Below are 19027 nucleotides of genomic sequence, written 5' to 3'. Positions count from 1 at the left end.
CGCAGGGTTGCCTTTTGGCAAGTCTTGGCGATCAGGGCCGTGGGCCGAAGATGTAGGTACTGCCCGGAAGCAATCGGTCCTCGTGGTACTTCTCGGTCCGGTAAACCCGACCGTTGCGGTAGTACTTCCACTTGCCGTGTTTCTTGCCCTCCTTGTACCGTCCTACGATCCCCTCGCTACGAAAGGCCCAGATCCCTTCGCGCAAACCGTTCTTGTACTGCCCTTTGATGGCGATGCGCCCGAGTTCGTCGTACTCGCTCCAGTCGCCATGCAGGTAGCCCCAGCCGTAAACCGCGAAGATCAAAGGCTTGCCGTCGGGGTAATAGGCTTTGTAGACGCCACAGGGCTTGCCTTTTTGGTAACGCAGCTCCACGGCCACGGTCCCGGTGTCGTTCGCGAACCGACCTACACGGGTGTAAAGGCCGTCGGATCGTTCGGGCTCGTAGTTGACACCGAGGGCATATACACTGTCCCCGGAGGTGATGAAAAGCGTGTCGGGCTGCCCGAACAGTGGGGTGGCACAGCAAACGGCCAGGACCAGTGGGAGTCTCATTCTTGCGAGGGGCGCACCCCGGTCACCACGCTGAAAGGGATGTTCAATGCAGCTCCGGAAGCGTCGGCCAAGGTAAACCTGTGTTCTCCAGGCCCCGGGTGCAACGCCATCCTGTGATCTCCCGTGGTTGTTCCCAAGTAGGTGCCGTCCAAGTGCCAGAACAAACGGCCATTGAGCGTTCTATGGGTCGCCTCGAACACGGCATTGCCCGCACTACCGTCCAGTTCCAGCGGGATCAGCAAACGCGTGCCCGGTTCGGGGTAGATCATGGCGAACGGTGCTTCTCCCAGGCCCGGACCCGCGCCATCGGGCCAAGAGGGCATGGGCAGGTAGGTCGGGTCCAGCGCAGCGGCGTAGTGTTCCATCGCCGGTGGTAGTACGAACCAACTCCGTCTTTGGGCCCCTTCACCGCCGTTGCTCAGGTATAGGCCACTGCCATCCACCATCACCGATCGGTGGTAAGGGCAGACCGGGGACCGCATTCCTTGGGAAGGGATCCAAAGGGAGTCCACGGCATCGCAATCGATACTCGCCCTGTGGCCGCTCCGGTTGCAAACAGGCACGCGGGCCATGTCGTCGAACGGAGGGTCCAAGGCGGGTCCGGGCGGCAACATGCCGAACATCCCGAACATGAGCGGGGCCGCCGCCAGGGTTCCTGTGTTCCCCGGTCGGCCCTCGCCACTGGCGTTGCCGGTCCATACTGCAACACACCACTTGCTCGTCACACCAATGGCCCACGCATCGCGATGCCCCGAACTTGTACCGGTCTTCCAGGCTATCGGCTGCGCACCGCTGAAGTTGCGCCAGCCGCTCTGCAATTCCGGCCGGTCGGTTTGGCGCAATGCCTCCAGTGTGAAATGGATGCTGCCGGCAGTTAGGGGAGGGGCGGTCGGGTATTCTGCAATACGCTCGGGTGTGCTGGCTTGGTGAACCAAGGGCGGGTGAACCGGGGTAATTGTGCCATTCCCGGTGTCCCGACCATACTGGTCAAGTACACGGGCCATGCTTGCATAGGCGCCGGCGAGTTCCCAGAGCGATGCTTCACCACCACCTACCACCAACGAAAGACCATAGTGATCGGCGCCCTTGTTCAATGAGGTCAGTCCCATTGCCTGCAGTGTTTTCAACGTGCGGGCCACGCCGTGCTTCTTCAAGGCTCTCACTGCCGGGACGTTGAGGGAGCGGGACAATGCCTTGGACGCCTTCACCGCTCCACGGAACTGTCCATCGGTGTTACGGGGGGCAAAACCCGCGTAGTGGGTGGGTACGTCGGCCACCAGCATGTCGGGCAACAATTCGCCGTGTTGCAACATGTCAGCGTACAGGAACGGCTTAAGTAGGCTGCCGGTGCTCCGTCGGCTGCGTATGATATCGACGGCGCCGGCATGTGCATTCCCGGCCGCGGGTGAGTTGCCCACATAGGCGACGACGTTCCCGGTGCGGACCTCCAGTACGATCATTGCCGCGTTGTGCACTTCGTTCGCCTCCAGGGCAGGGGAGAATTGGGCGATGGCCTCCGTGGCACGTTGTTGCAAGTGTGCATCCAACGTGGTGCGCGTCGTTTTGCCACCGCTCCCGTTAGCGGCCAGGGTGCCCATGAGGTGTGGGGCTAGCATCGGCAGTGGAAGCGCCTTCCCAGGCAACGGTTCTTCCTTGGCCAAACGGCACGACAAGCTGTCCAGGACCCCGATGTCCATCAAGCGATCCAGCAGCCCGTTCCGCTTCCGGCGCAGTGCTTCATGCCCTTTGCCAGGGTACACCTGCGAAGGTGCGTTGGGCAGAACCGCAAGCGTGGCCGATTCAGCCCACCCTAGTTCGTTGAGGGGCTTACCGAACCAGCGCCATGCCGCAGCTTCAACCCCAACCACATTGCCGCCGAAAGGGGCCTTGGCTGCGTACATTCGTAGGATATCGTCCTTGGGGTGCTGCAACTCGATCCGAACCGCCAATATCATCTCCTTCAACTTCTGCCCGACTGAACGGTCGGGATCACGATAGCTGAGCCGGGCCAGTTGCATGGTGAGGGTGCTGCCACCGCTCACTACCCTGCCCGAGGTCAGGTTCTGGCGCACCGCCCTGAACAAGGCTGGCAAATAGATGCCCCGGTGGTGGCGGAAGTTGCGGTCCTCGAACTGCACAAGGCATGTGACGAACCTCGTCGGCAGGGGATCGGTTGGGGCAAAACGCCACTGGCCGTCGGAAGCCACGTTCGCACAGAGCAGACGCCCGTCCTTGTCCAGCAGGACCGTGCTCGTGGGCGCATCGAACAGGTCCGGGAGCGGACAAAAGCGGGCCCACCCGAAGGCGACGGCCATACAGGCCAAGCTCCACCAGAACGGTTTGCGTCGGCCGGACAACCTGCGTGGAGAAGACGGCGTCATGCCCTGCAGCAACCGGAACGGGAGCTAAGATGCGGAGGTCGGTAATGAACGCATCCATGCCCGGGTCTGTTGTCCGGTAGAAACCTAACTTCGACCGCCATTTGAAAAACCCATGATGAAGCGTACCCTGACGACCCTGTTCGCCGCCGGGCTGCTCGGCGCAACCCAAGTGAAAGCATCCCACATCGTGGGCGGCGAGATCCTTTGGGAGTGTTTGGGCAACAACCAGTACCAGATCACGATGAACCTGTTCCGTGATTGTTTTGGTATTACCCCTGGTACCCAGGAGACCATCACGTTTGATTCACCCTGTGGGCAGCAAACCCTTACGGTCACCAACCAGAGCATAACCGAGGTTTCGCAGTTGTGCCCGGAAGAGATCACCAACAGTACTTGTAATGGTGGTACGCTTCCCGGCATCGAACAGTGGACCTACACGGGGATCATCACACTGCCCCCTTGCGACAGTTGGACCATGGGCTGGAGCAGTTGCTGCCGCAACGCAGCCGTGCTGAACATCGTGGACCCCGACCTTGCCGACACCTATTTGGAAGGCACGTTGAACAGCGCCGATTTCCCGTGTGATAACTCACCCGTTTTCAACAACCAGCCCATTCCTTATGTCTGCCAGAACCAACCGGTGTTGTACAGCTACGGTGTGAGCGACCAGGATGGGGACTCGCTGTACTATGAGTTCATTGCTGCCATGGAGACCGGCGGCGTTCCGGTTCTCTATCAGGGCGGTTTCAGCTTCGACAACCCGATCCCTGGCATCACCATCGACCCGAACAGCGGGCTCATCTCTTTCACGCCCACCCAAACCGGCAACTTCATCGTTACGGTGCAGGTTACCGAGTATGACGACCAAGGGAACGTGATCGGTACCGTGATGAGGGATATCCAGTTCGTGGTGATCCCATGCACTAACCAGGCACCGAACCCGTTCGATGGCGTCATCAGCAACTTCACGGGTTCTGCAACTCAAGTTGGCCCCATGGCGATCGAGATGTGCGAAACCGACCAGTTCTGTTTCGACTTCGAGATCAACGATCCCGACCTGATCGATACCCTTTCCTTGGTTTCCAACGTGTCGATCGTCCTGCAGGGCGCAACGTTCACCTGGTCAGGTGCGAACCCCGCAACCGGCACGATCTGTTGGACAGCCCCTCCGGGTAGCGGAGGCTTCCACTCATTCATCATCAACGCGGCCGACGATGCCTGCCCGGTGAACGCCTTCCAGACCTATGTGTACACGGTGCAGGTCTTGACCCGCACCAGCGCAGGCCCCGATCAGATCATCTGCGGCAACCAAACTGCGCAGTTGCAAGCCGAGGGTGGAGCCGTGTTCAATTGGAGCGTGCTTCCCGGAGGTGACCCCATTGTGCTTGGCGTGAACTTCAGCTGCAACCCGTGCGACAATCCGATCGCCGATCCTTCCGTAACGACCACGTACATCGTTCAGAGCGACCTGCAAGGCTCTTGCATCACCAGCGACACGGTGACGGTCTTCGTGGTGCCTGATTTCAGTTTCCAAGCTACGGTTAGCGACACGCTCATCTGTTTGGGCGAACAGGTGTTCTTCAACACCACCGTGAATCCCAACGTGCCCGGGTACGTATATGAGTGGACGCCTGGAACCGGCTTGACCGGCACCTCGATCCCGAACCCCAGCGGCATTTATGGCAACCCTGGCACCTACTCGTACCTCTTGGAGGTAACCAGCCCGGATGGTTGCGTGAAATTGGACACCAACCTTACCGTTGTGGTAACCCCCGGTTATGTGCCGCAATTCACCGTTACCCAGGCCGACTCACTCATCTGTGAGGGCGAGAGCACCGCATTCAACGTGTCGTTGGATTGCTCCTTCCCGAGCTTCTGCGGTCTCTACGATGGTCCTTGCTGTGGTCCGCTCAGCATCGGTGATATGCAATCCGATTCGCTCTTCGGTACCACCACCACCTACCCTGCGCCGTTCGGCCACTTCTATGAAGGTGCGCGACACCAGATACTCTACCGTGCGAGCGAATTACAGGCCATGGGCTTCAGTGGGGGCAAGATCAATGAACTGGGGTTCAACGTGCAGCAGGTCAATGGAACCACCCAGTATTTCGAGTGGAGCGTGAAGATGGGCTGCACCACCCAGGACGTCCTCACCACCACCAATTGGATCACGGGTCTTACGGATGTGTTTTATGACGATACGCTCAACATCACCACCGGTTGGAACATGTTCGTGTTCCCGAGCGCCTTCAATTGGGACGGTGTGAGCAACGTGGTGGTCGAAGTCTGCTTCAACAACGACCCGCACCTGCCCACATGGACGAACAACTCACCGACGTTCTACAGCCAGGTCGGTTTCGATGCCGTGCACTGGATCAACCAGGATGCCAACCCCTTGATCTGCACCACGGACGGCGCATTCTCCAATGTGAGCGAGAATCGCCCCAACACCCGCTTCGTTTACTGCGGTGGTGTGGATGCCGGCAGCATTACTTACACGTGGAACCCGTCGACGGGTCTGAGCGATCCGAACTCTGCTAACCCGACCGTTACCCCGGTTTCATCACCTGCGGTCTACACCGTAACGGTTGGCGAACTTGGCAGTGGCTGCACGGCCGAGGCGCAGGTGACGGTCGGCTGGTATCCTCCAGCGCAGATCAGCTTCATTCCCAACCCGGATGAAGGTGTACAACCGCTGACCGTGAACTTCGAGAACACCTCGGCCAACGGTAGCAACGGGTACAACTGGGTTTTCGGCAACGGCGGTACCTCCACCGACGTCAACCCCACTACGCTGTACGAGACCCCCGGTGTTTACTACGTTACGCTCACCGGCTACAGTGAGTTCGGTTGCTACGGTCAATACATCGATAGCATCCTCGTGCTTGACAAGCCCATTGTGGAGATACCGAACGTGTTCAGCCCTGACGGTGATGGCCAGAACGATGCGTTCGCTTTCATCGACTTCCGCGGCTTCGCCAACTTCACCATGAAGATCTTCAACCGCTGGGGCATGGAGATCCATACCACCAGTACTGCCCAGAGCAACTACGTTGTTTGGCGTCCAGAGAGCGGGGTCAGCGATGGTACCTACTATTATGAGTTCGTGGGCAACGGCAAGAACGGTGATCAGATTGTTAGGACCGGTCACCTGACCCTGTTGCGAGGCAAGTAGACCCGACCTTGACAAGTTGCGGGGCTCCTGATCAGGGGCCCCGCTTGTTTTACAGCCCGGCTATCTTCGCCGCCCTTTTCGGAAGCCCCCTTCGTCCCTCATGGGTACTGACCTCAGCAAATTCATCCGGATCGTCCTGGACGGAGCCCGGGTGGCGGACTTGTCACCTGACCGGAGCGCTGCTCTTCAAGCTTTTGCCTTCCTGCAGGACTTTGCCAAGGACAAAGTGATCTACGGGATCACGACCGGCTTCGGCCCCTTGGCGCAGCAACGCATCGCACAAGAGGATACGCGGGAGGCCCAGTACAACCTGGTTCGCAGCCATGCCAGCGGTATGGGGGCGCCGCTGCCGGATGCTGCTGTGCGGGCCACCATGCTGGCGCGCTTGCACACGTTCCTCATCGGTCGCAGCGGGGTGAGCCCGGCCGTGATCGATCAGATCATCTTCTACTTGGACAATGGGATCTGCCCCACCATCCCCGAGCACGGGGGCGTGGGTGCCAGCGGCGATCTGGTCCAACAGGCCCATATGGCCCTCGGGCTCATTGGTGAGGGCACAGCTAGCCATAAGGGCCAACGCCGCGCAACCGGGGATATCCTCCGCGAATTGGGCCGCGCACCACTTCAGCTTCAGCTCCGTGATGGCCTGGGCATGTTGAACGGTACTGCCTGTATGACGGGCATCGGTATCATCAACCTCCATCGTGCTCAGCAACTCGTGGAACGGGCCATTACGATGGGTGCTTTGCTCAATGAGATCGTTGGGCCGTTCGAGGACCACCTGAGCGCTTCGCTCAATGGGGCCAAGCGCCATTTGGGACAGAACGAGGTGGCAGCCCGCATGCGCCAAGCTCTGGCGGGCAGCAGCCAAACGCGCAGCCAGCACGAGCGTTTCATCACAGGCGCAGGGCAGGGCGATGTATACAACGAACGCATCCAAGAGAACTATAGCATCCGCTGCATCCCGCAGGTGCTGGGGCCCATCCTCGATACACTGACCCATTGTGCAATGGTGCTCGAGAGCGAGCTCGGGTCGGTGGACGACAACCCGGTCATCGATATGAGCGATGGCAGCGTTCACCACGGCGGCAATTTCCACGGCGATCAGATCAGCATCGAGATGGACAAGCTGAAGCTGGCCATCGTGAAGCTCTGCATGCTCACCGAACGCCAGCTGAACTTCCTGCTCAATGAGAAGGTGAACGGTCGCTTCCCGGCGTTCCTGCGCATGGGACGCGCAGGTATCGACCACGGATTGCAAGGCATGCAGTTCACTGCAGTGAGCACCACGGCCGAGTGCCAGGGCCTCAGCACGTCGATGTACGCGCACAGCATCCCCAACAACAATGACAACCAGGACATCGTGAGCATGGGCACCAATGCTGCGCTGCTCTGCGCAAGGGTCATCGACAATACAGCACAGGTGATGTCCGTGCATGCCTTGGCGCTTGCCCAAGCAGTGGACCTCACAGGTGGAACCTCGACTTACTCCCCGGCCGGCAAGGCGTTCCATGCTGAAGTCCGCAACATAAGCGGGCCTATCGTGAGCAGCACGGTGCACGCCGATGCGTTGGCGAACGTGAAGTCCGGTCTTTTCTTTCCCACTGCGTTATGAGCACCGGATCGAAGCGTTATGCCTTGGTCACTGGCGGTTCACGGGGCATTGGTCGCGCGGTGTGCGTCGCCTTGGCCAAGGACGGCTGGAGCATCCTGGTGAACTACGTGCGCGGCGCTGATGCAGCGGCCGAAACGATGGCCTTGGTGAAAGCCAATGGAGTTGAGTGCGAGACCGTTCAATTCGACGTGCGTGACAAAGAGGCTGTTGATTCTGCGCTGACGGCTTGGTACGCCGCCCATCCTGGTGATCGCATCGAAGTGCTCGTGAACAATAGCGGCATCACGCGCGACAATCTCTTCGTGTTCCTGAAGCAGGAAGAATGGCGCGACGTGCTGGACACCAGCCTCAACGGTTTCTTCAACGTCACGAGCTTCATCATCCAGAAGATGGTGCGCAACCGCAGCGGCCGCATCGTGAACGTGGTGAGCGTGAGCGGCCTGAAGGGCGTGCCCGGACAGACGAATTACAGCGCGGCGAAAGCGGCCATGATCGGTGCCACGCGGTCGCTGGCCGTTGAAGTGGCCAAGCGGAAGATCACCGTGAACGCCGTTGCACCGGGCTTCATCAAGACCGAGATGACGGCAGCACTTCCGGAGGACGAGCTGAAGAAGCTGATCCCGATGGAGCGCTTCGGCCATGCGGAGGAGGTGGCCGACGTGGTGGCTTTCCTTGCGTCGCCCAAGGCCAGCTACATCACGGGCGAGATCATCAACATCAACGGCGGCATCCACTCATGAGCAGCGGGCGCGTAGTGATCACCGGCATGGGCATCTGGAGCTGCCTGGGCAAGGACCTTGCGGAGGTGGAGACCTCCTTGCGCGAAGGGAAGAGCGGCATCGTGTTCGATGAAGCGCGCAAGAAGATGGGTTACCGTAGCGCCCTCACCGGTGCAGTGGACATGCCCGAGCTGAAGGAAAAGCTGAGCCGGCGGCAGCGCGTGATGATGGCGGAGGAGTGCTTCTACGCCTATGCAGCGGCCGAGCAAGCCTTCGCGCAAGCGGGCATCGACATGGCTTTCCTGGAGAAGAACGAAGTGGGCATCCTCTTCGGGAACGACAGCAGTGCGAAGGCGGTGATGGAGAGCATCGACACCGTTCGTCGGAAGAACGATACCACCCTGCTCGGCAGCGGTGCCATCTTCCAGAGCATGAACTGCACGGTGACCATGAACCTCAGCACCATCTTCAAGTTGCGGGGCGTCAACTTCACCATCAGCGGGGCGTGCGCCAGTGGTAGCCATAGCATCGGCATGGGCTACCTGCTCATCAAACAGGGCTTGCAGAAGATGGTGCTTTGCGGCGGCGCACAGGAAGTGAACGAATATGCCTTCGGCAGTTTCGATGGCATCGGGGCCTTCAGTGTGCAGGAGGCGGATCCCGCTAAGGCGAGCAAGCCCTTCGACAAGGGGCGCGATGGCCTGGTGCCGAGCGGGGGAGCAGCGGCCTTGGTCCTGGAATCGTTGGAGAGCGCCCTCGAACGCGGGGCTACCATCCTCGCTGAGGTGGTGGGCTACGGCTTCAGCAGTAACGGTGCCCACATCAGTGATCCCGACCTGGACGGTCAATTGCGCGCGTTGCACATGGCGCTCAACATGGCCAGTATGAACGCCGATGCCGTGCAATACGTGAACGCTCACGCCACGGCCACACCCGTGGGTGACAGCATCGAGGCACAAGCCATCCACGCCGTCTTCGGTGCGTCGCGGCCCTACGTGAGCAGTACCAAGAGCATGACAGGTCACGAGTGCTGGATGGCAGGGGCGAGCGAAGTGGTGTACTCCATGATCATGATGCACGGCGGCTTCATTGCTCCCAACATAAATTTCGCCACCCCGGACGAGGACTCCGCCAAGCTGAACATCGTTGCCAGCGCCATCGACCACAAGTTCGATGTGTTCCTGAGCAACTCCTTCGGTTTCGGCGGTACCAACTCGGCCCTCATCATCAAACGGTACTCCGGCCAGTAATGAGCACCACCACCCTTCGCGAAGAGATCGTTACCAAAACCCGCACCTTCCTGGTGGAAGAGTTCGAGGTTGATGGCAGTACCATCAAGGACGACGCACCCCTGAAAGAAACGCTCGGCCTGGACAGCCTCGACTACGTTGACCTCGTGGTGGTCATCGAGGAGAACTTCGGCATCAAGCTCGGCGCGGAGGACTTCCAGAAGATCGTCACCTTCCAGGATTTCTACGACCACATTGAGCAGCGCATCGGGCCCAAGGCCTGAGAACGGCACCCCGTCCTCTCAATGGCAAGGCAAGAGCCTCGGCACACCGCTGGGGCACCGCATTTTCATTTTCCTGCTCCGCAACTTCGGACTGGAAGCGGCTTACGCACTCCTGTGGCCGGTAGCGCTGTGGTACGTGTTCTTCGCTCCGAAGGCCGGACAGGCGGTACGCATCTACCTGCGGCACCTGCGCGGGACCGACAAGGGCTGGCGGGTCCGGGCCTACGCGATCTTCCGTGTGTTCGGGAAGGCACTCATCGATCGGGTGGCAGTGCGCAGCGGCATGCTGCCCAAATTCGAGCTCACACAGAACGGGAGTGAGCACATCAAACGAATGGTTGCCGAGGGTAAGGGTGGTATCCTCATTAGCGCACACCTCGGCAACTGGGAATTCGCGGGCCACATGCTCAAACGCCACAATGCCAAGGTGAGCGTGGTGATGATGAACGCCGAACGCGAAGCCATCAAGAAAGCCGTTGAACGGGGCGCGGAGAAGCCGCACTTCGATGTGATCCCCAGCGATGAGGGCGTGGGTACCACGCTGGCCATCAATGCTGCGTTGGCGGAGGGCCGGCTCATCTGCCTGCACGGCGATCGCCGCTTGCCCCACACCCGTGCGCGCCGCGTCACCTTTCTCGGCTCACCTGCCCTCATCCCGTTGGGACCCTTCGCCCTTGCTTCCGCAAGCGGAGCACCCGTGAGCTTCTGCTTCGTGGTCAGACGGCAGAACGTGGGCTACCATTTCACCGCTACGGTGCCGGCGCAGGGGCGCTCACCCAACGAGCTCATCGACGCCTATGTGACGGCTTTGGAGGAGGCAACACGTGCATACCCCGATCAGTGGTTCAACTTTTTCGATTTTTGGGCCGATGCCGATGACCCCACTGCTGGCGCGCGACGCCGTGCAACGCTACCTGCCGCAGCACCCGCCCATGGTGATGGTGCACGAACTGGTGAGCGCAACCCCTGACGAATTGCTCAGCCGCTTCGACGTGCTGCCCACCGACGTGTTCGCTGAGGATGGCGTGCTGTTGGAAGGCGGCGTGATCGAGAACGTGGCCCAAACGGCCGCGCTTGGCATGGGCTTCAGTGCAGCCCGGAGCGGCGCCCCACCGCCTGTCGGTTTCATCGGTGCGGTGAGCAAGCTCAGCTTGCAGCGCCTGCCGCGCATCGGGGAAACACTGCACACCACCGTGCGCGTAACGCACCGCCTCGACCAGGTACAAGTGCTGCTCGGCACCGTGCGCGTGGGCGACGAGCAACTGGCCGAAATGGAAATGAAGGTGTTCCTTGTGCCCGATGCAGCCTGATCTGTTCTGCGAAAGCAGCTATCCCATCACGTTCGGCGACCTCGATCCGATGGGCATCGTTTGGCACGGCAACTACTTCGCGTTCTTCGAAGCGGGCCGCGAAGCGTGGGGCCACAAGCATGACCTCGATGCAATGTTCATGTACGAGAACGGTGTCTTCACGCCGATCGTCAAGAGCACCATCGAGCACAAGGCCATGCTCAGCTATGGAGACACGGCATTGATCCGCACCGAATACGTGTACACGCCTGCTGCCAAGATCGTCCTTCGCTACACCATCAGCAGCAAGCTGAAGAACGCCGTTGCCGCCACGGGCGAAACCGTGCAGGTGTTCCTGGACAAGGGCAAACAACTGCTGCTGGACCCGCCCGAGGTGTACAAGGCGTGGCGCAAGCGGCAGGGCTTCGCGTGATGGATATCTTCCTTGGTGCGGCTCATGTGGCGTGTGCGCTTGGCAAAGGCGTGGCGCCCGTCCTGCAGAGCATGATGAAGGGGGAAAGCGGCTTGGTGCCCGTGGTCCTGCCCGGTGGTGGAAGCGCTTTCGCAGGCCGCGCGTTCACCGGATCGGCGGAGCGATCGCTGGAGAATGAACTGGTGAAGTGCGCGGAGCTGTGCGTGGCCAACGCAAACATCGACGTCGCGCGCACCGGTGTCATCCTCAGCACGACAAAAGGAGAGATCGGCATGCTGGAGAAGGGCCGGCCCGAAGAAGCACTACTGCCACTGCTCGCCAAGCGGTTCGCTGAGCGAACAGGTCTTGCGCTACCGATCGTTGTGAGCAACGCTTGCGCCAGCGGAACGCTCGCCATCAAACTGGCTGCGGATCTCATCAGTGCAGGACGCTATGATCATGTGCTTGTGCTGGGGGGGGATCTCGTTTCGGAGTTCACCTTGAGCGGTTTCGCAGCATTGCACGCACTGAGCCCCGGCCCCTGCCGACCGTTCGACCGCACGCGCGATGGCGTGTCGTTGGGCGAAGCTGTTGCTGGTCTGGTGCTCACGAATGATCGTTCGGTGCTCAATGATGTGATGGGCCGCTATCTCGGCGGCGGCATGGGCAACGATGCCAACCACATCAGCGGACCCAGTCGTACCGGTGAAGGGTTGGTGCGCGCCGTGGAAGCCGCGTTGCGTCAGAGCGGCATTGATCGTTCTGCCATCGGGCACATCAATGCGCACGGCACGGGCAGCGACTACAACGATCGCATGGAAGCCGTAGCCTTCGGCCGCGTAGGCATCGAAGGCGTGCCGACCAACAGCCACAAAGGCTATTTCGGCCACACGCTCGGAGCCGCTGGCGTGCTGGAAACCGCCTTGGCTTTGGAAGCCGTCCGGCGCAAGGAGCTTCCCGCATCCTTGGGCGCGCATGACCTGAACGAGCTGCCTCCGCTCAACGTGCTGCAACGCAGCGGCGCACCCGCATCCAACATCCTGCTGAAGACCTCTTCCGGTTTCGGCGGCTGCAACGCGGCCATCCTCATCGAAGCATGTTGAGCCTGCAAGCACATACCCGGCTGAGCGATGGGCTGCTGCTGCTCAACGGGGTTGAGGTGGCGCGTGCCAGCGGGGGAGATGACGACCTCCGTGGGATCTACAACGCCTTAGGTCTCGACTATCCGAAGTTCCACAAGATGGACCACTACGGGAAGCTTGCCCTGCTGGCCGTCGAACCACTGTTCGCAAAGCTGAAGGACGAGGGCGCCGACGTGCAGAACACCTTAGGCATCATCACCGTGAACCGCAGCGCAAGCCTGGCCACGGACATTGAGCACTGGGAACCGGTATCGCGTAAGGAGCCCGCCAGCCCGGCGGTGTTCGTGTACACGCTGCCCAACACCAGCACCGGGGAGATCACCATCCGCCACAAGGTCTTCGGGCCCAGCATCTGCTTCGCGGCGGACCCACTGGACGCCGAGCTGCTGCTGACCATCGCCGAAGGCATGCTGCGCAAGGAAGGAATGCACCACGTGATCGTGGGCCGTGCGGATATCTTCGCCGCCCCGTATTCTGCGGGCTTTGCATTGCTCGGCACCGGAGCCGGAACACCACTTACCCCCGACGGCCTTCGTGCCATCCTCACCACCGCACCATGGACAGAGAAGAACTGAAGAAGAACCTGAAGCAGCAGATCGTCAAACAACTGAACCTGGAAGAGGTGGATCCCGTCAGCATCCAGGATGATGCACCGCTGTTCGGTGATGGTCTCGGTCTCGACTCCATCGACGCGCTGGAACTCATCGTGCTCCTCGACCGCCACTACGGCATCAAGATCACCGACCCCAAGGACGGCCGCACCATCTTCACTTCGGTGAACACCATGGCCGACCACATCCTCGCGCAGAAGGCCATCGCTGGCTGAACAGTTCCTGTCGTATGGCCGCGCCCGCCATCGCCATCACCGGTATGGGTGCGATCAGCGCGCTCGGCGCTGGTGTTGCTGCACAGCTCGATGCATTGAAAGCCGGGCGCTCAGCCATTGGCCCGTTGCGCGTGCATGATCTGCCTTTCCCCGAACTCGTGTTCGGTGAAGTGCCGATGTCCGACGCGCAATTGCTTGCCCAATTGAACAGCGCGGAACTGCCCACCGGCGTGGCCCGCACTGTGCTGCTCGCCCTCTGCGCTGCGCAGGAAGCGATGGCCGTAGCATCATTCGCTGCGGGTGAACTCACCATCATCAGTGCGAGCACGGTTGGCGGTATGGACCGTACCGAGCGCGCGTACGCCGCGCGACAACAAGACCTAAAGCCGCTGCTGAACGCGGCCACGGGGCACGAGGTCGGCGACCATGCCCGCTACCTGGCCGCACGCTTCAAAGCGGGCAGCGCCACTACGATCAGCACGGCGTGCAGCAGCAGTGCCAGCGCCATCATGCTCGGTGCGCAGTTGCTGAAGACGGGTCGTGCCAATGCCGTGCTCGTTGGTGGTGCCGACGCCTTGTGCGGCTTCACTGTAGCGGGCTTCCGAGCATTGAGCGCCATGGATACGCAGCCGTGCCGTCCGTTCACCGCGGGGCGTGCCGGCATGAACCTCGGTGAGGGTGCAGCATACCTCCTTTTGGAACGCGAGGACGACGCGCACAAGGCCGGTCGCAAGCCGCTTGCCTTCGTGGCTGGTTGCGCCAACGCGAACGATGCTTACCATCAGACGGCTACCTCGCCCGAAGGCATCGGCCCGCAAAAGGCCATGGAGGGTGCGCTGCGGGTTGCTGGTCTTTCCACGAAGGACATCGACCACATCAATGCCCATGGCACGGCAACGGAGAACAACGACCTCACCGAGCTCATCGCCATGGAGCGTTTGTTCGGCAACATGCCGCCGTTCACCAGCACCAAATCGTTGACCGGTCATACGTTGGCGGCTGCAGGTGCATTGGAAGCCGTGTTCAGCGTGTTGTGCATGAAGCATGGTTTTGTGCCCGCAACGGCGCGCGCCGGGGCCGTGGTGGATGGCTGCCGCACCGAACCGGTCAAGGCCACCTTGGAAATGCCCGTGCGCACCGTGCTCAGCAATTCGTTCGGCTTCGGTGGCAATGGCACCTCCGTCATTTTCCGCGCTGCGTGATGGACCTGTGGATCAACGCCGCCGCCTGCTATCCACTGCCGTGGGATCGGGAGAGCCCTGGGGTACCGGGCGCTGAACTCCTGAACAAAGGCGCGGCGCGGCGCATGACGGTGCCGATGCGGCGTGCGGTGTGCTGTGCGTTGCAAGCCCTCGCCGATGCAGGTGTTGCGAAGCCGGATGGCATCCACTTCGGTACCGGTCTCGGTCAGGTGGAGGACACCATCGGTTTCCTCAACGAGATCGAGGCGAACGCCGGTGGGATCCTATCACCAACAGGGTTCATGCGCAGCACGCACAACACTGTGGGTGGTACGATCGCCTTGTTGCTCGGTGCCGACGGACCGAACCTCACCTTCAGCCAAGGCATGTCGTCGTTCGCTTGGGCATTGCAAAGCGCAGCGTTGCAAGCGGAAGAGAACGGCGCTGCCCACATCCTCGTTGGTGCCGCGGATGAGCACGCCCCACTGCTGGACGAACTTGCACAAGCGGCCATGCTTGGCGATAAGCCGGGTGCAGGAACCGGCTTCGTGGTCGCTTCTCCAACGAAAGGTCCTGGTTCGATCGGTCGTGTTACAGGTGTTTGGCCTGCGGTTCGAAGGGAGGAAGGGGAGTGGTGGGGCAAGGACGACTTCGCAAGTTCCGCCATCGACATGGTGTTGTACAGCAACGATCCGTTCACGGGCGAAGCTCCTGTGCTGCCAGCGCATTCGGCGGCCGTGGATCATCGTCCTTTCACCGGCTTGCACGGAAGCGCACCGGCACAGGCGCTGTGCCTGGCTCTGCATTGTATGCGCAACGGCCGTTTGCCGGATGGAACCGCTGCCGCCGTTGGGCGTGTACTGGTCGTTGACCGGCACGGCATGGAGACGTGCGCGGTGCTGATGGAGCCATGAAGAAGTGGAACATCGCATCAGGGCTGGCCATCCTGTTGGCCGGTTCGTTGTACATAGGCTGGGCATGGTGGTCGTGGCCGTTATGGCCGTTGGTCCTTTTCGTGGCGTTATGGCTCGGCTTCACCGCATATGCTTCACTCACCTTGCCCGCGCGCATCTATGTGGATGCCGTTTGCTCTGGTCCGAAGGGAACGATGGCGCTCACCTTCGACGATGGCCCGCATCCACAGATCACCCCCGCGTTGCTGGATCACCTCAAGGCCGAGAACATCAAAGCTTCCTTCTTCTGCATCGGCAAATACGTGGAAGCCTTTCCCGCGCTGGCGAAGCGCATCGTGGACGAGGGCCACGCCATCGGCATCCACTCGCAGCATCATCACTGGACCTGGGGTTTCATCGGAGAAGATCATGCGGAGAAGGAGATCCGCACGTGTGCAGAGGCCATCCAACGCACCACCGGCCAACGCACGTCGTTGTTCCGCCCACCGTTCGGCGTCACTAATCCGAACATCGCTGCTGCGGTAAAGACCACCGGGGTCACCACCATCGGTTGGGACCTGCGCACCTTCGACACGGCCCGCTCCCCGGCGGAAGTCATGAAGCGCATTTCCACGCGGCCGAAGCCCGGCACCATCGCCGTGCTTCACGACACACAGCCGGGCACCTTGGAACTGGTCAAGGGCATCATCGCCCATTGCCGCCAGCACGGCATCGAACTTGTCAGGTGCGACGCCCATCTTCGCCCCAACGCATGAAGCAGTTCTTCCTCTCCGTCCTTGGTATCGCGACCATCGCAGCGTTGGCAGCATGGACAAGTCCCCCCACGGAGCCCACGCCCATCAAGGCGGACCACGAACTTGTGCTGCGTATGAAGGCCGCGGCCAAGAGCGCTCGCACCATCCAATGCACGCTCACCCAGGAGAAGCATGTGCACTACCTCAAGGAGCCCGTCATCAGTCCGGGCACCTTCGCCTACGAGCGCCCCGGCAAGTTCCGCTGGGAACTGAACGGTGCACAACCCACGACGATCCTCACCGTGGACGGCAATGTGCGCGTGAAGGAGAACGGCAAGGAAAAGGTGCTGGGCGAGGTGGACCGGAAGATCTACGCCGGCATCAACGACATGGTGATGAAGATCATGGACGGCGAACACACGCTGGACAAAGGCGCGAAACCGAGCTACTTCATTGCGGACGGCGACCTGCTGGTGATCATCGCGCCGAGCAGCGCGCGCGTGGGCAAGCGCTTCAAGCAGATGGAACTGCGCTTCCGCAAGAGCAATTTGCACCTGTACGAAATGGTGACATTGGAAGGCGACGGCGACCGTACCGTGGTGAAGTTCGATGCGCCCGTCCTCGACAAGCCCGTTCCTACGGACGTCTTCACGAAGCTCTGATCCCATGACAGCGACCATCCGCGGCTTGTTCAACACCGGTGCGGCGCGTTCCGGCGAAGTGGAAGGCACCTGGACCTGGCGCGTGGAGCCCATCGCCGCGCATCCCGTGCACGGTGGGCACTTCCCTGCGCGACCTGTAACGCCCGGTGCTGCGCTCGTGCAGTTGGTGCAGCACCTCTCCAGCGAAGTGAAGGGCGGCACCTTGCGCCTGAAGACCGCGCGCCACATCAAGTTCCTCACGCCTGTCGACCCCGTGAAGTGCACGCACTTCGACCTGCGCATTGCCCTGACCGAGGCGGCTGACGACATCGGATTCGACGCCGAGGCCACCACCGATGCCTACGACGGCAACCCCGTGGTGCTGCTGAAGATGAAGGGCACTTTCGCGCGATGACCGCGACCAGCAGCCTGCAGGAGCGTTTGGAGCGCACGGGCACCTGCGTGCTGCTGCCCACCTACAACAACAGCGGCACCCTGGCCGATGTGATCCAACGCATTCTCGCCATCACCGGTCCGCACTTGTTGGTCATTGACGACGGTAGTACCGATAGCACTGCGCAGGTGCTCGCCGGTATTCCGGGCTTGGAAGTGTTGCGCAACGAACTCAACCAAGGCAAAGGCTACTCGCTGCGGCGCGGCTTTGCGCATCTGCTGGCCAAAGGCTACAAGCACGCCATCACCTTGGACAGCGACGGCCAGCATGCGCCGGAAGACATCGTGCGGTTCGTGGAAGTCATGGAGCGCCAACCGGGCACGATGGTCATGGGCGACCGCAACATGGCGCAGGCCGGCATCCCCGGCCGCAGTTCTTTCGGCAACAAGTTCAGCAGCTTCTGGTTCAAGGTGGAAACCGGCATCACCCTGCCCGACACCCAGACCGGTTACCGCTGCTATCCCCTGGCCCAGGTTACGCGCATCCGCACGTTCACGCACCGCTTCGAGTTCGAGATCGAGAGCATCGTACGGCTTGCCTGGCGCGATGTCCCCTTCGCCACCGTGCCCGTGAGCGTGCGCTACGACTTCCCGGAGCGCGTGAGCCACTTCCGGCCCGTCATCGACTTCGCGCGCATCAGCGTGCTCAACACGGTGCTGGTCATCATCGCCGGCCTGTGGTTCTGGCCGCGCAAGCTCTTCGTGAAGGGCGAACTGCGGAAGATGCTGCGCTCAGAACTGGTGCGCCCGGGCGAGAGCAACGCGCGCAAGGCTGCCAGCATCGGCTTCGGCTTCTTCATGGGAACCGTACCCATCTGGGGCTTCCAGTTGGCGCTGGGCATCCCGCTCGCCTTCCTCTTCAAGTTGAACCGCGTGCTCTTCCTCACGGCGGCGCACATCAGCATACCGCCCATGGTGCCGCTCATCCTGTGGGCCAGCCATGCGCTGGGCGCACAGTTGCTGCCCGGCGGCGTGCCCATCGACCTGTTGGACATTTCCCTGGAAGCCGTGAAGCAGAGCTTGGCGCAGTACGTGGTAGGGGCGGTGGTGCTGGCGGCTGCAATGGCTGTTGTCGGTGGGCTGCTGGCGTGGGGTGTGCTGGTGGCGGTGCGCAGAACACCCGGTGCCGAGCAACGGATGTCCTAAGCGGGACACGACCCTCTCCCGGTTGAAGTGGGGAGGAGCAAGAGATGGGCTATGTTTGAAGGAGATGCAACTGGCATGCGGGCCATACTTGGGGCCACAGGCCCACGACCGAAGGACACTCGGCACAGCCGAGTACGTAAATGGGAGGCTTGTAGACGCCCCCGGAGCACCGCATCGAATTTATCCTAGACCAAATTAGTATTAGAATGAACAATCATGACATCGTCGCATATCATGCCTATTGTGACAATGAGATATACATGATACTCTTGTATGTGAAGGATTCGAGCTGTGAGTTGCACCAAATTGAGAATGGAAAATCTGTACGTGACT

19 protein-coding genes are annotated in these 19027 nt (G+C 61.1%); 17 read left to right on the top strand and 2 right to left on the bottom strand.

The annotated features are described in order from the left end of the window. Positions 1–31: 31 nt before the first annotated feature. Both IPJ76_03135 and pbpC read right to left on the bottom strand, forming a co-directional pair. Positions 32–553 carry a hypothetical protein gene (locus IPJ76_03135; protein QQR87232.1) on the bottom strand — a complete coding sequence of 174 codons (522 nt, stop codon included), beginning with the start codon at positions 551–553 and terminating at the stop codon, positions 32–34. Further along, positions 550–2868, bottom strand: coding sequence for a penicillin-binding protein 1C (gene pbpC, locus IPJ76_03130; GenBank protein QQR87231.1), 2319 nt, complete (start codon positions 2866–2868; stop codon positions 550–552). Before pbpC ends, IPJ76_03135 begins: the two co-directional genes overlap by 4 nt. A gap of 178 nt (positions 2869–3046) precedes the next feature. On the opposite strand from pbpC, the gene IPJ76_03125 reads away from it, so the two are divergent. The 17 genes from IPJ76_03125 to IPJ76_03045 all read left to right on the top strand — a co-directional run bounded on the left by IPJ76_03125 (position 3047) and on the right by IPJ76_03045 (position 18694). Further along, positions 3047–6109: a gliding motility-associated C-terminal domain-containing protein gene (locus IPJ76_03125; GenBank protein ID QQR87230.1), complete on the top strand. Its 3063-nt coding sequence runs from the start codon at positions 3047–3049 to the stop codon at positions 6107–6109. 100 nt (positions 6110–6209) lie between these two features. Then, positions 6210–7724, top strand: a complete 1515-nt coding sequence (locus IPJ76_03120; GenBank protein QQR87229.1) for an aromatic amino acid lyase — start codon at positions 6210–6212, stop codon at positions 7722–7724. Continuing rightward, positions 7721–8464 carry a 3-oxoacyl-ACP reductase FabG gene (fabG, locus tag IPJ76_03115; GenBank protein QQR87228.1) on the top strand — a complete coding sequence of 248 codons (744 nt, stop codon included), beginning with the start codon at positions 7721–7723 and terminating at the stop codon, positions 8462–8464. Before IPJ76_03120 ends, fabG begins: the two co-directional genes overlap by 4 nt. Then, positions 8461–9693, top strand: a complete 1233-nt coding sequence (locus IPJ76_03110) for a beta-ketoacyl-[acyl-carrier-protein] synthase family protein (protein QQR87227.1) — start codon at positions 8461–8463, stop codon at positions 9691–9693. Before fabG ends, IPJ76_03110 begins: the two co-directional genes overlap by 4 nt. Beyond that, positions 9693–9956 (top strand): acyl carrier protein, encoded by a 264-nt coding sequence (locus tag IPJ76_03105; protein ID QQR87226.1) that lies wholly within the window; start codon positions 9693–9695, stop codon positions 9954–9956. The genes IPJ76_03110 and IPJ76_03105 overlap by 1 nt, the downstream gene beginning before the upstream one ends. Continuing rightward, the gene (locus IPJ76_03100) at positions 9928–10926 is read left to right on the top strand and encodes a hypothetical protein (GenBank protein ID QQR87225.1); all 999 of its coding nucleotides are present in this window, start codon (positions 9928–9930) and stop codon (positions 10924–10926) included. The genes IPJ76_03105 and IPJ76_03100 overlap by 29 nt, the downstream gene beginning before the upstream one ends. Further along, the gene (locus IPJ76_03095) at positions 10832–11266 is read left to right on the top strand and encodes a 3-hydroxyacyl-ACP dehydratase (protein ID QQR87224.1); all 435 of its coding nucleotides are present in this window, start codon (positions 10832–10834) and stop codon (positions 11264–11266) included. Before IPJ76_03100 ends, IPJ76_03095 begins: the two co-directional genes overlap by 95 nt. Then, entirely contained in the window at positions 11256–11678 is a 423-nt protein-coding gene (locus IPJ76_03090) for an acyl-CoA thioesterase (protein ID QQR87223.1), read from the top strand. Before IPJ76_03095 ends, IPJ76_03090 begins: the two co-directional genes overlap by 11 nt. Further along, entirely contained in the window at positions 11678–12760 is a 1083-nt protein-coding gene (locus IPJ76_03085; GenBank protein ID QQR87222.1) for a beta-ketoacyl synthase, read from the top strand. Before IPJ76_03090 ends, IPJ76_03085 begins: the two co-directional genes overlap by 1 nt. Continuing rightward, positions 12754–13374 (top strand): hypothetical protein, encoded by a 621-nt coding sequence (locus IPJ76_03080; GenBank protein QQR87221.1) that lies wholly within the window; start codon positions 12754–12756, stop codon positions 13372–13374. The genes IPJ76_03085 and IPJ76_03080 overlap by 7 nt, the downstream gene beginning before the upstream one ends. After that, positions 13356–13625, top strand: a complete 270-nt coding sequence (locus tag IPJ76_03075) for an acyl carrier protein (protein ID QQR87220.1) — start codon at positions 13356–13358, stop codon at positions 13623–13625. The genes IPJ76_03080 and IPJ76_03075 overlap by 19 nt, the downstream gene beginning before the upstream one ends. Positions 13626–13639: 14 nt before the next feature. Further along, positions 13640–14827, top strand: coding sequence for a beta-ketoacyl-[acyl-carrier-protein] synthase family protein (locus IPJ76_03070; GenBank protein ID QQR87219.1), 1188 nt, complete (start codon positions 13640–13642; stop codon positions 14825–14827). Continuing rightward, complete coding sequence (locus IPJ76_03065; protein ID QQR87218.1) at positions 14827–15720, top strand: beta-ketoacyl synthase chain length factor; 894 nt, start codon at positions 14827–14829, stop codon at positions 15718–15720. Before IPJ76_03070 ends, IPJ76_03065 begins: the two co-directional genes overlap by 1 nt. After that, positions 15717–16475 carry a polysaccharide deacetylase family protein gene (locus tag IPJ76_03060; protein QQR87217.1) on the top strand — a complete coding sequence of 253 codons (759 nt, stop codon included), beginning with the start codon at positions 15717–15719 and terminating at the stop codon, positions 16473–16475. Before IPJ76_03065 ends, IPJ76_03060 begins: the two co-directional genes overlap by 4 nt. Next, entirely contained in the window at positions 16472–17116 is a 645-nt protein-coding gene (locus IPJ76_03055) for an outer membrane lipoprotein carrier protein LolA (GenBank protein QQR87216.1), read from the top strand. The genes IPJ76_03060 and IPJ76_03055 overlap by 4 nt, the downstream gene beginning before the upstream one ends. Before the next feature lie 4 nt (positions 17117–17120). Further along, positions 17121–17510 carry a hypothetical protein gene (locus IPJ76_03050; protein ID QQR87215.1) on the top strand — a complete coding sequence of 130 codons (390 nt, stop codon included), beginning with the start codon at positions 17121–17123 and terminating at the stop codon, positions 17508–17510. Continuing rightward, positions 17507–18694 carry a DUF2062 domain-containing protein gene (locus IPJ76_03045; protein ID QQR87214.1) on the top strand — a complete coding sequence of 396 codons (1188 nt, stop codon included), beginning with the start codon at positions 17507–17509 and terminating at the stop codon, positions 18692–18694. The genes IPJ76_03050 and IPJ76_03045 overlap by 4 nt, the downstream gene beginning before the upstream one ends. Positions 18695–19027: the final 333 nt, after the last annotated feature.

The organism is Flavobacteriales bacterium, assembly GCA_016699575.1.
Classification (GTDB): Bacteria; Bacteroidota; Bacteroidia; order Flavobacteriales_F; family PHOS-HE28; genus PHOS-HE28.
This window is presented reverse-complemented; position numbering and strand designations above follow the sequence as displayed.

What these genes read in the sequence shown, in the direction of transcription:
- IPJ76_03080 (QQR87221.1), top strand. Translation starts at nt 12,754, where the DNA reads ATGTTGAGCCTGCAAGCACATACCCGGCTGAGCGATGGGCTGCTGCTG.
- IPJ76_03125 (QQR87230.1), top strand. Translation starts at nt 3,047, where the DNA reads ATGATGAAGCGTACCCTGACGACCCTGTTCGCCGCCGGGCTGCTCGGC.
- IPJ76_03050 (QQR87215.1), top strand. Translation starts at nt 17,121, where the DNA reads ATGACAGCGACCATCCGCGGCTTGTTCAACACCGGTGCGGCGCGTTCC.
- IPJ76_03045 (QQR87214.1), top strand. Translation starts at nt 17,507, where the DNA reads ATGACCGCGACCAGCAGCCTGCAGGAGCGTTTGGAGCGCACGGGCACC.
- fabG (QQR87228.1), top strand. Translation starts at nt 7,721, where the DNA reads ATGAGCACCGGATCGAAGCGTTATGCCTTGGTCACTGGCGGTTCACGG.
- IPJ76_03105 (QQR87226.1), top strand. Translation starts at nt 9,693, where the DNA reads ATGAGCACCACCACCCTTCGCGAAGAGATCGTTACCAAAACCCGCACC.
- IPJ76_03055 (QQR87216.1), top strand. Translation starts at nt 16,472, where the DNA reads ATGAAGCAGTTCTTCCTCTCCGTCCTTGGTATCGCGACCATCGCAGCG.
- IPJ76_03110 (QQR87227.1), top strand. Translation starts at nt 8,461, where the DNA reads ATGAGCAGCGGGCGCGTAGTGATCACCGGCATGGGCATCTGGAGCTGC.
- IPJ76_03075 (QQR87220.1), top strand. Translation starts at nt 13,356, where the DNA reads ATGGACAGAGAAGAACTGAAGAAGAACCTGAAGCAGCAGATCGTCAAA.
- IPJ76_03095 (QQR87224.1), top strand. Translation starts at nt 10,832, where the DNA reads ATGACCCCACTGCTGGCGCGCGACGCCGTGCAACGCTACCTGCCGCAG.
- IPJ76_03120 (QQR87229.1), top strand. Translation starts at nt 6,210, where the DNA reads ATGGGTACTGACCTCAGCAAATTCATCCGGATCGTCCTGGACGGAGCC.
- pbpC (QQR87231.1), bottom strand. Translation starts at nt 2,868, where the DNA reads ATGGCCGTCGCCTTCGGGTGGGCCCGCTTTTGTCCGCTCCCGGACCTG.
- IPJ76_03090 (QQR87223.1), top strand. Translation starts at nt 11,256, where the DNA reads ATGCAGCCTGATCTGTTCTGCGAAAGCAGCTATCCCATCACGTTCGGC.
- IPJ76_03135 (QQR87232.1), bottom strand. Translation starts at nt 553, where the DNA reads ATGAGACTCCCACTGGTCCTGGCCGTTTGCTGTGCCACCCCACTGTTC.
- IPJ76_03065 (QQR87218.1), top strand. Translation starts at nt 14,827, where the DNA reads ATGGACCTGTGGATCAACGCCGCCGCCTGCTATCCACTGCCGTGGGAT.
- IPJ76_03085 (QQR87222.1), top strand. Translation starts at nt 11,678, where the DNA reads ATGGATATCTTCCTTGGTGCGGCTCATGTGGCGTGTGCGCTTGGCAAA.
- IPJ76_03070 (QQR87219.1), top strand. Translation starts at nt 13,640, where the DNA reads ATGGCCGCGCCCGCCATCGCCATCACCGGTATGGGTGCGATCAGCGCG.
- IPJ76_03060 (QQR87217.1), top strand. Translation starts at nt 15,717, where the DNA reads ATGAAGAAGTGGAACATCGCATCAGGGCTGGCCATCCTGTTGGCCGGT.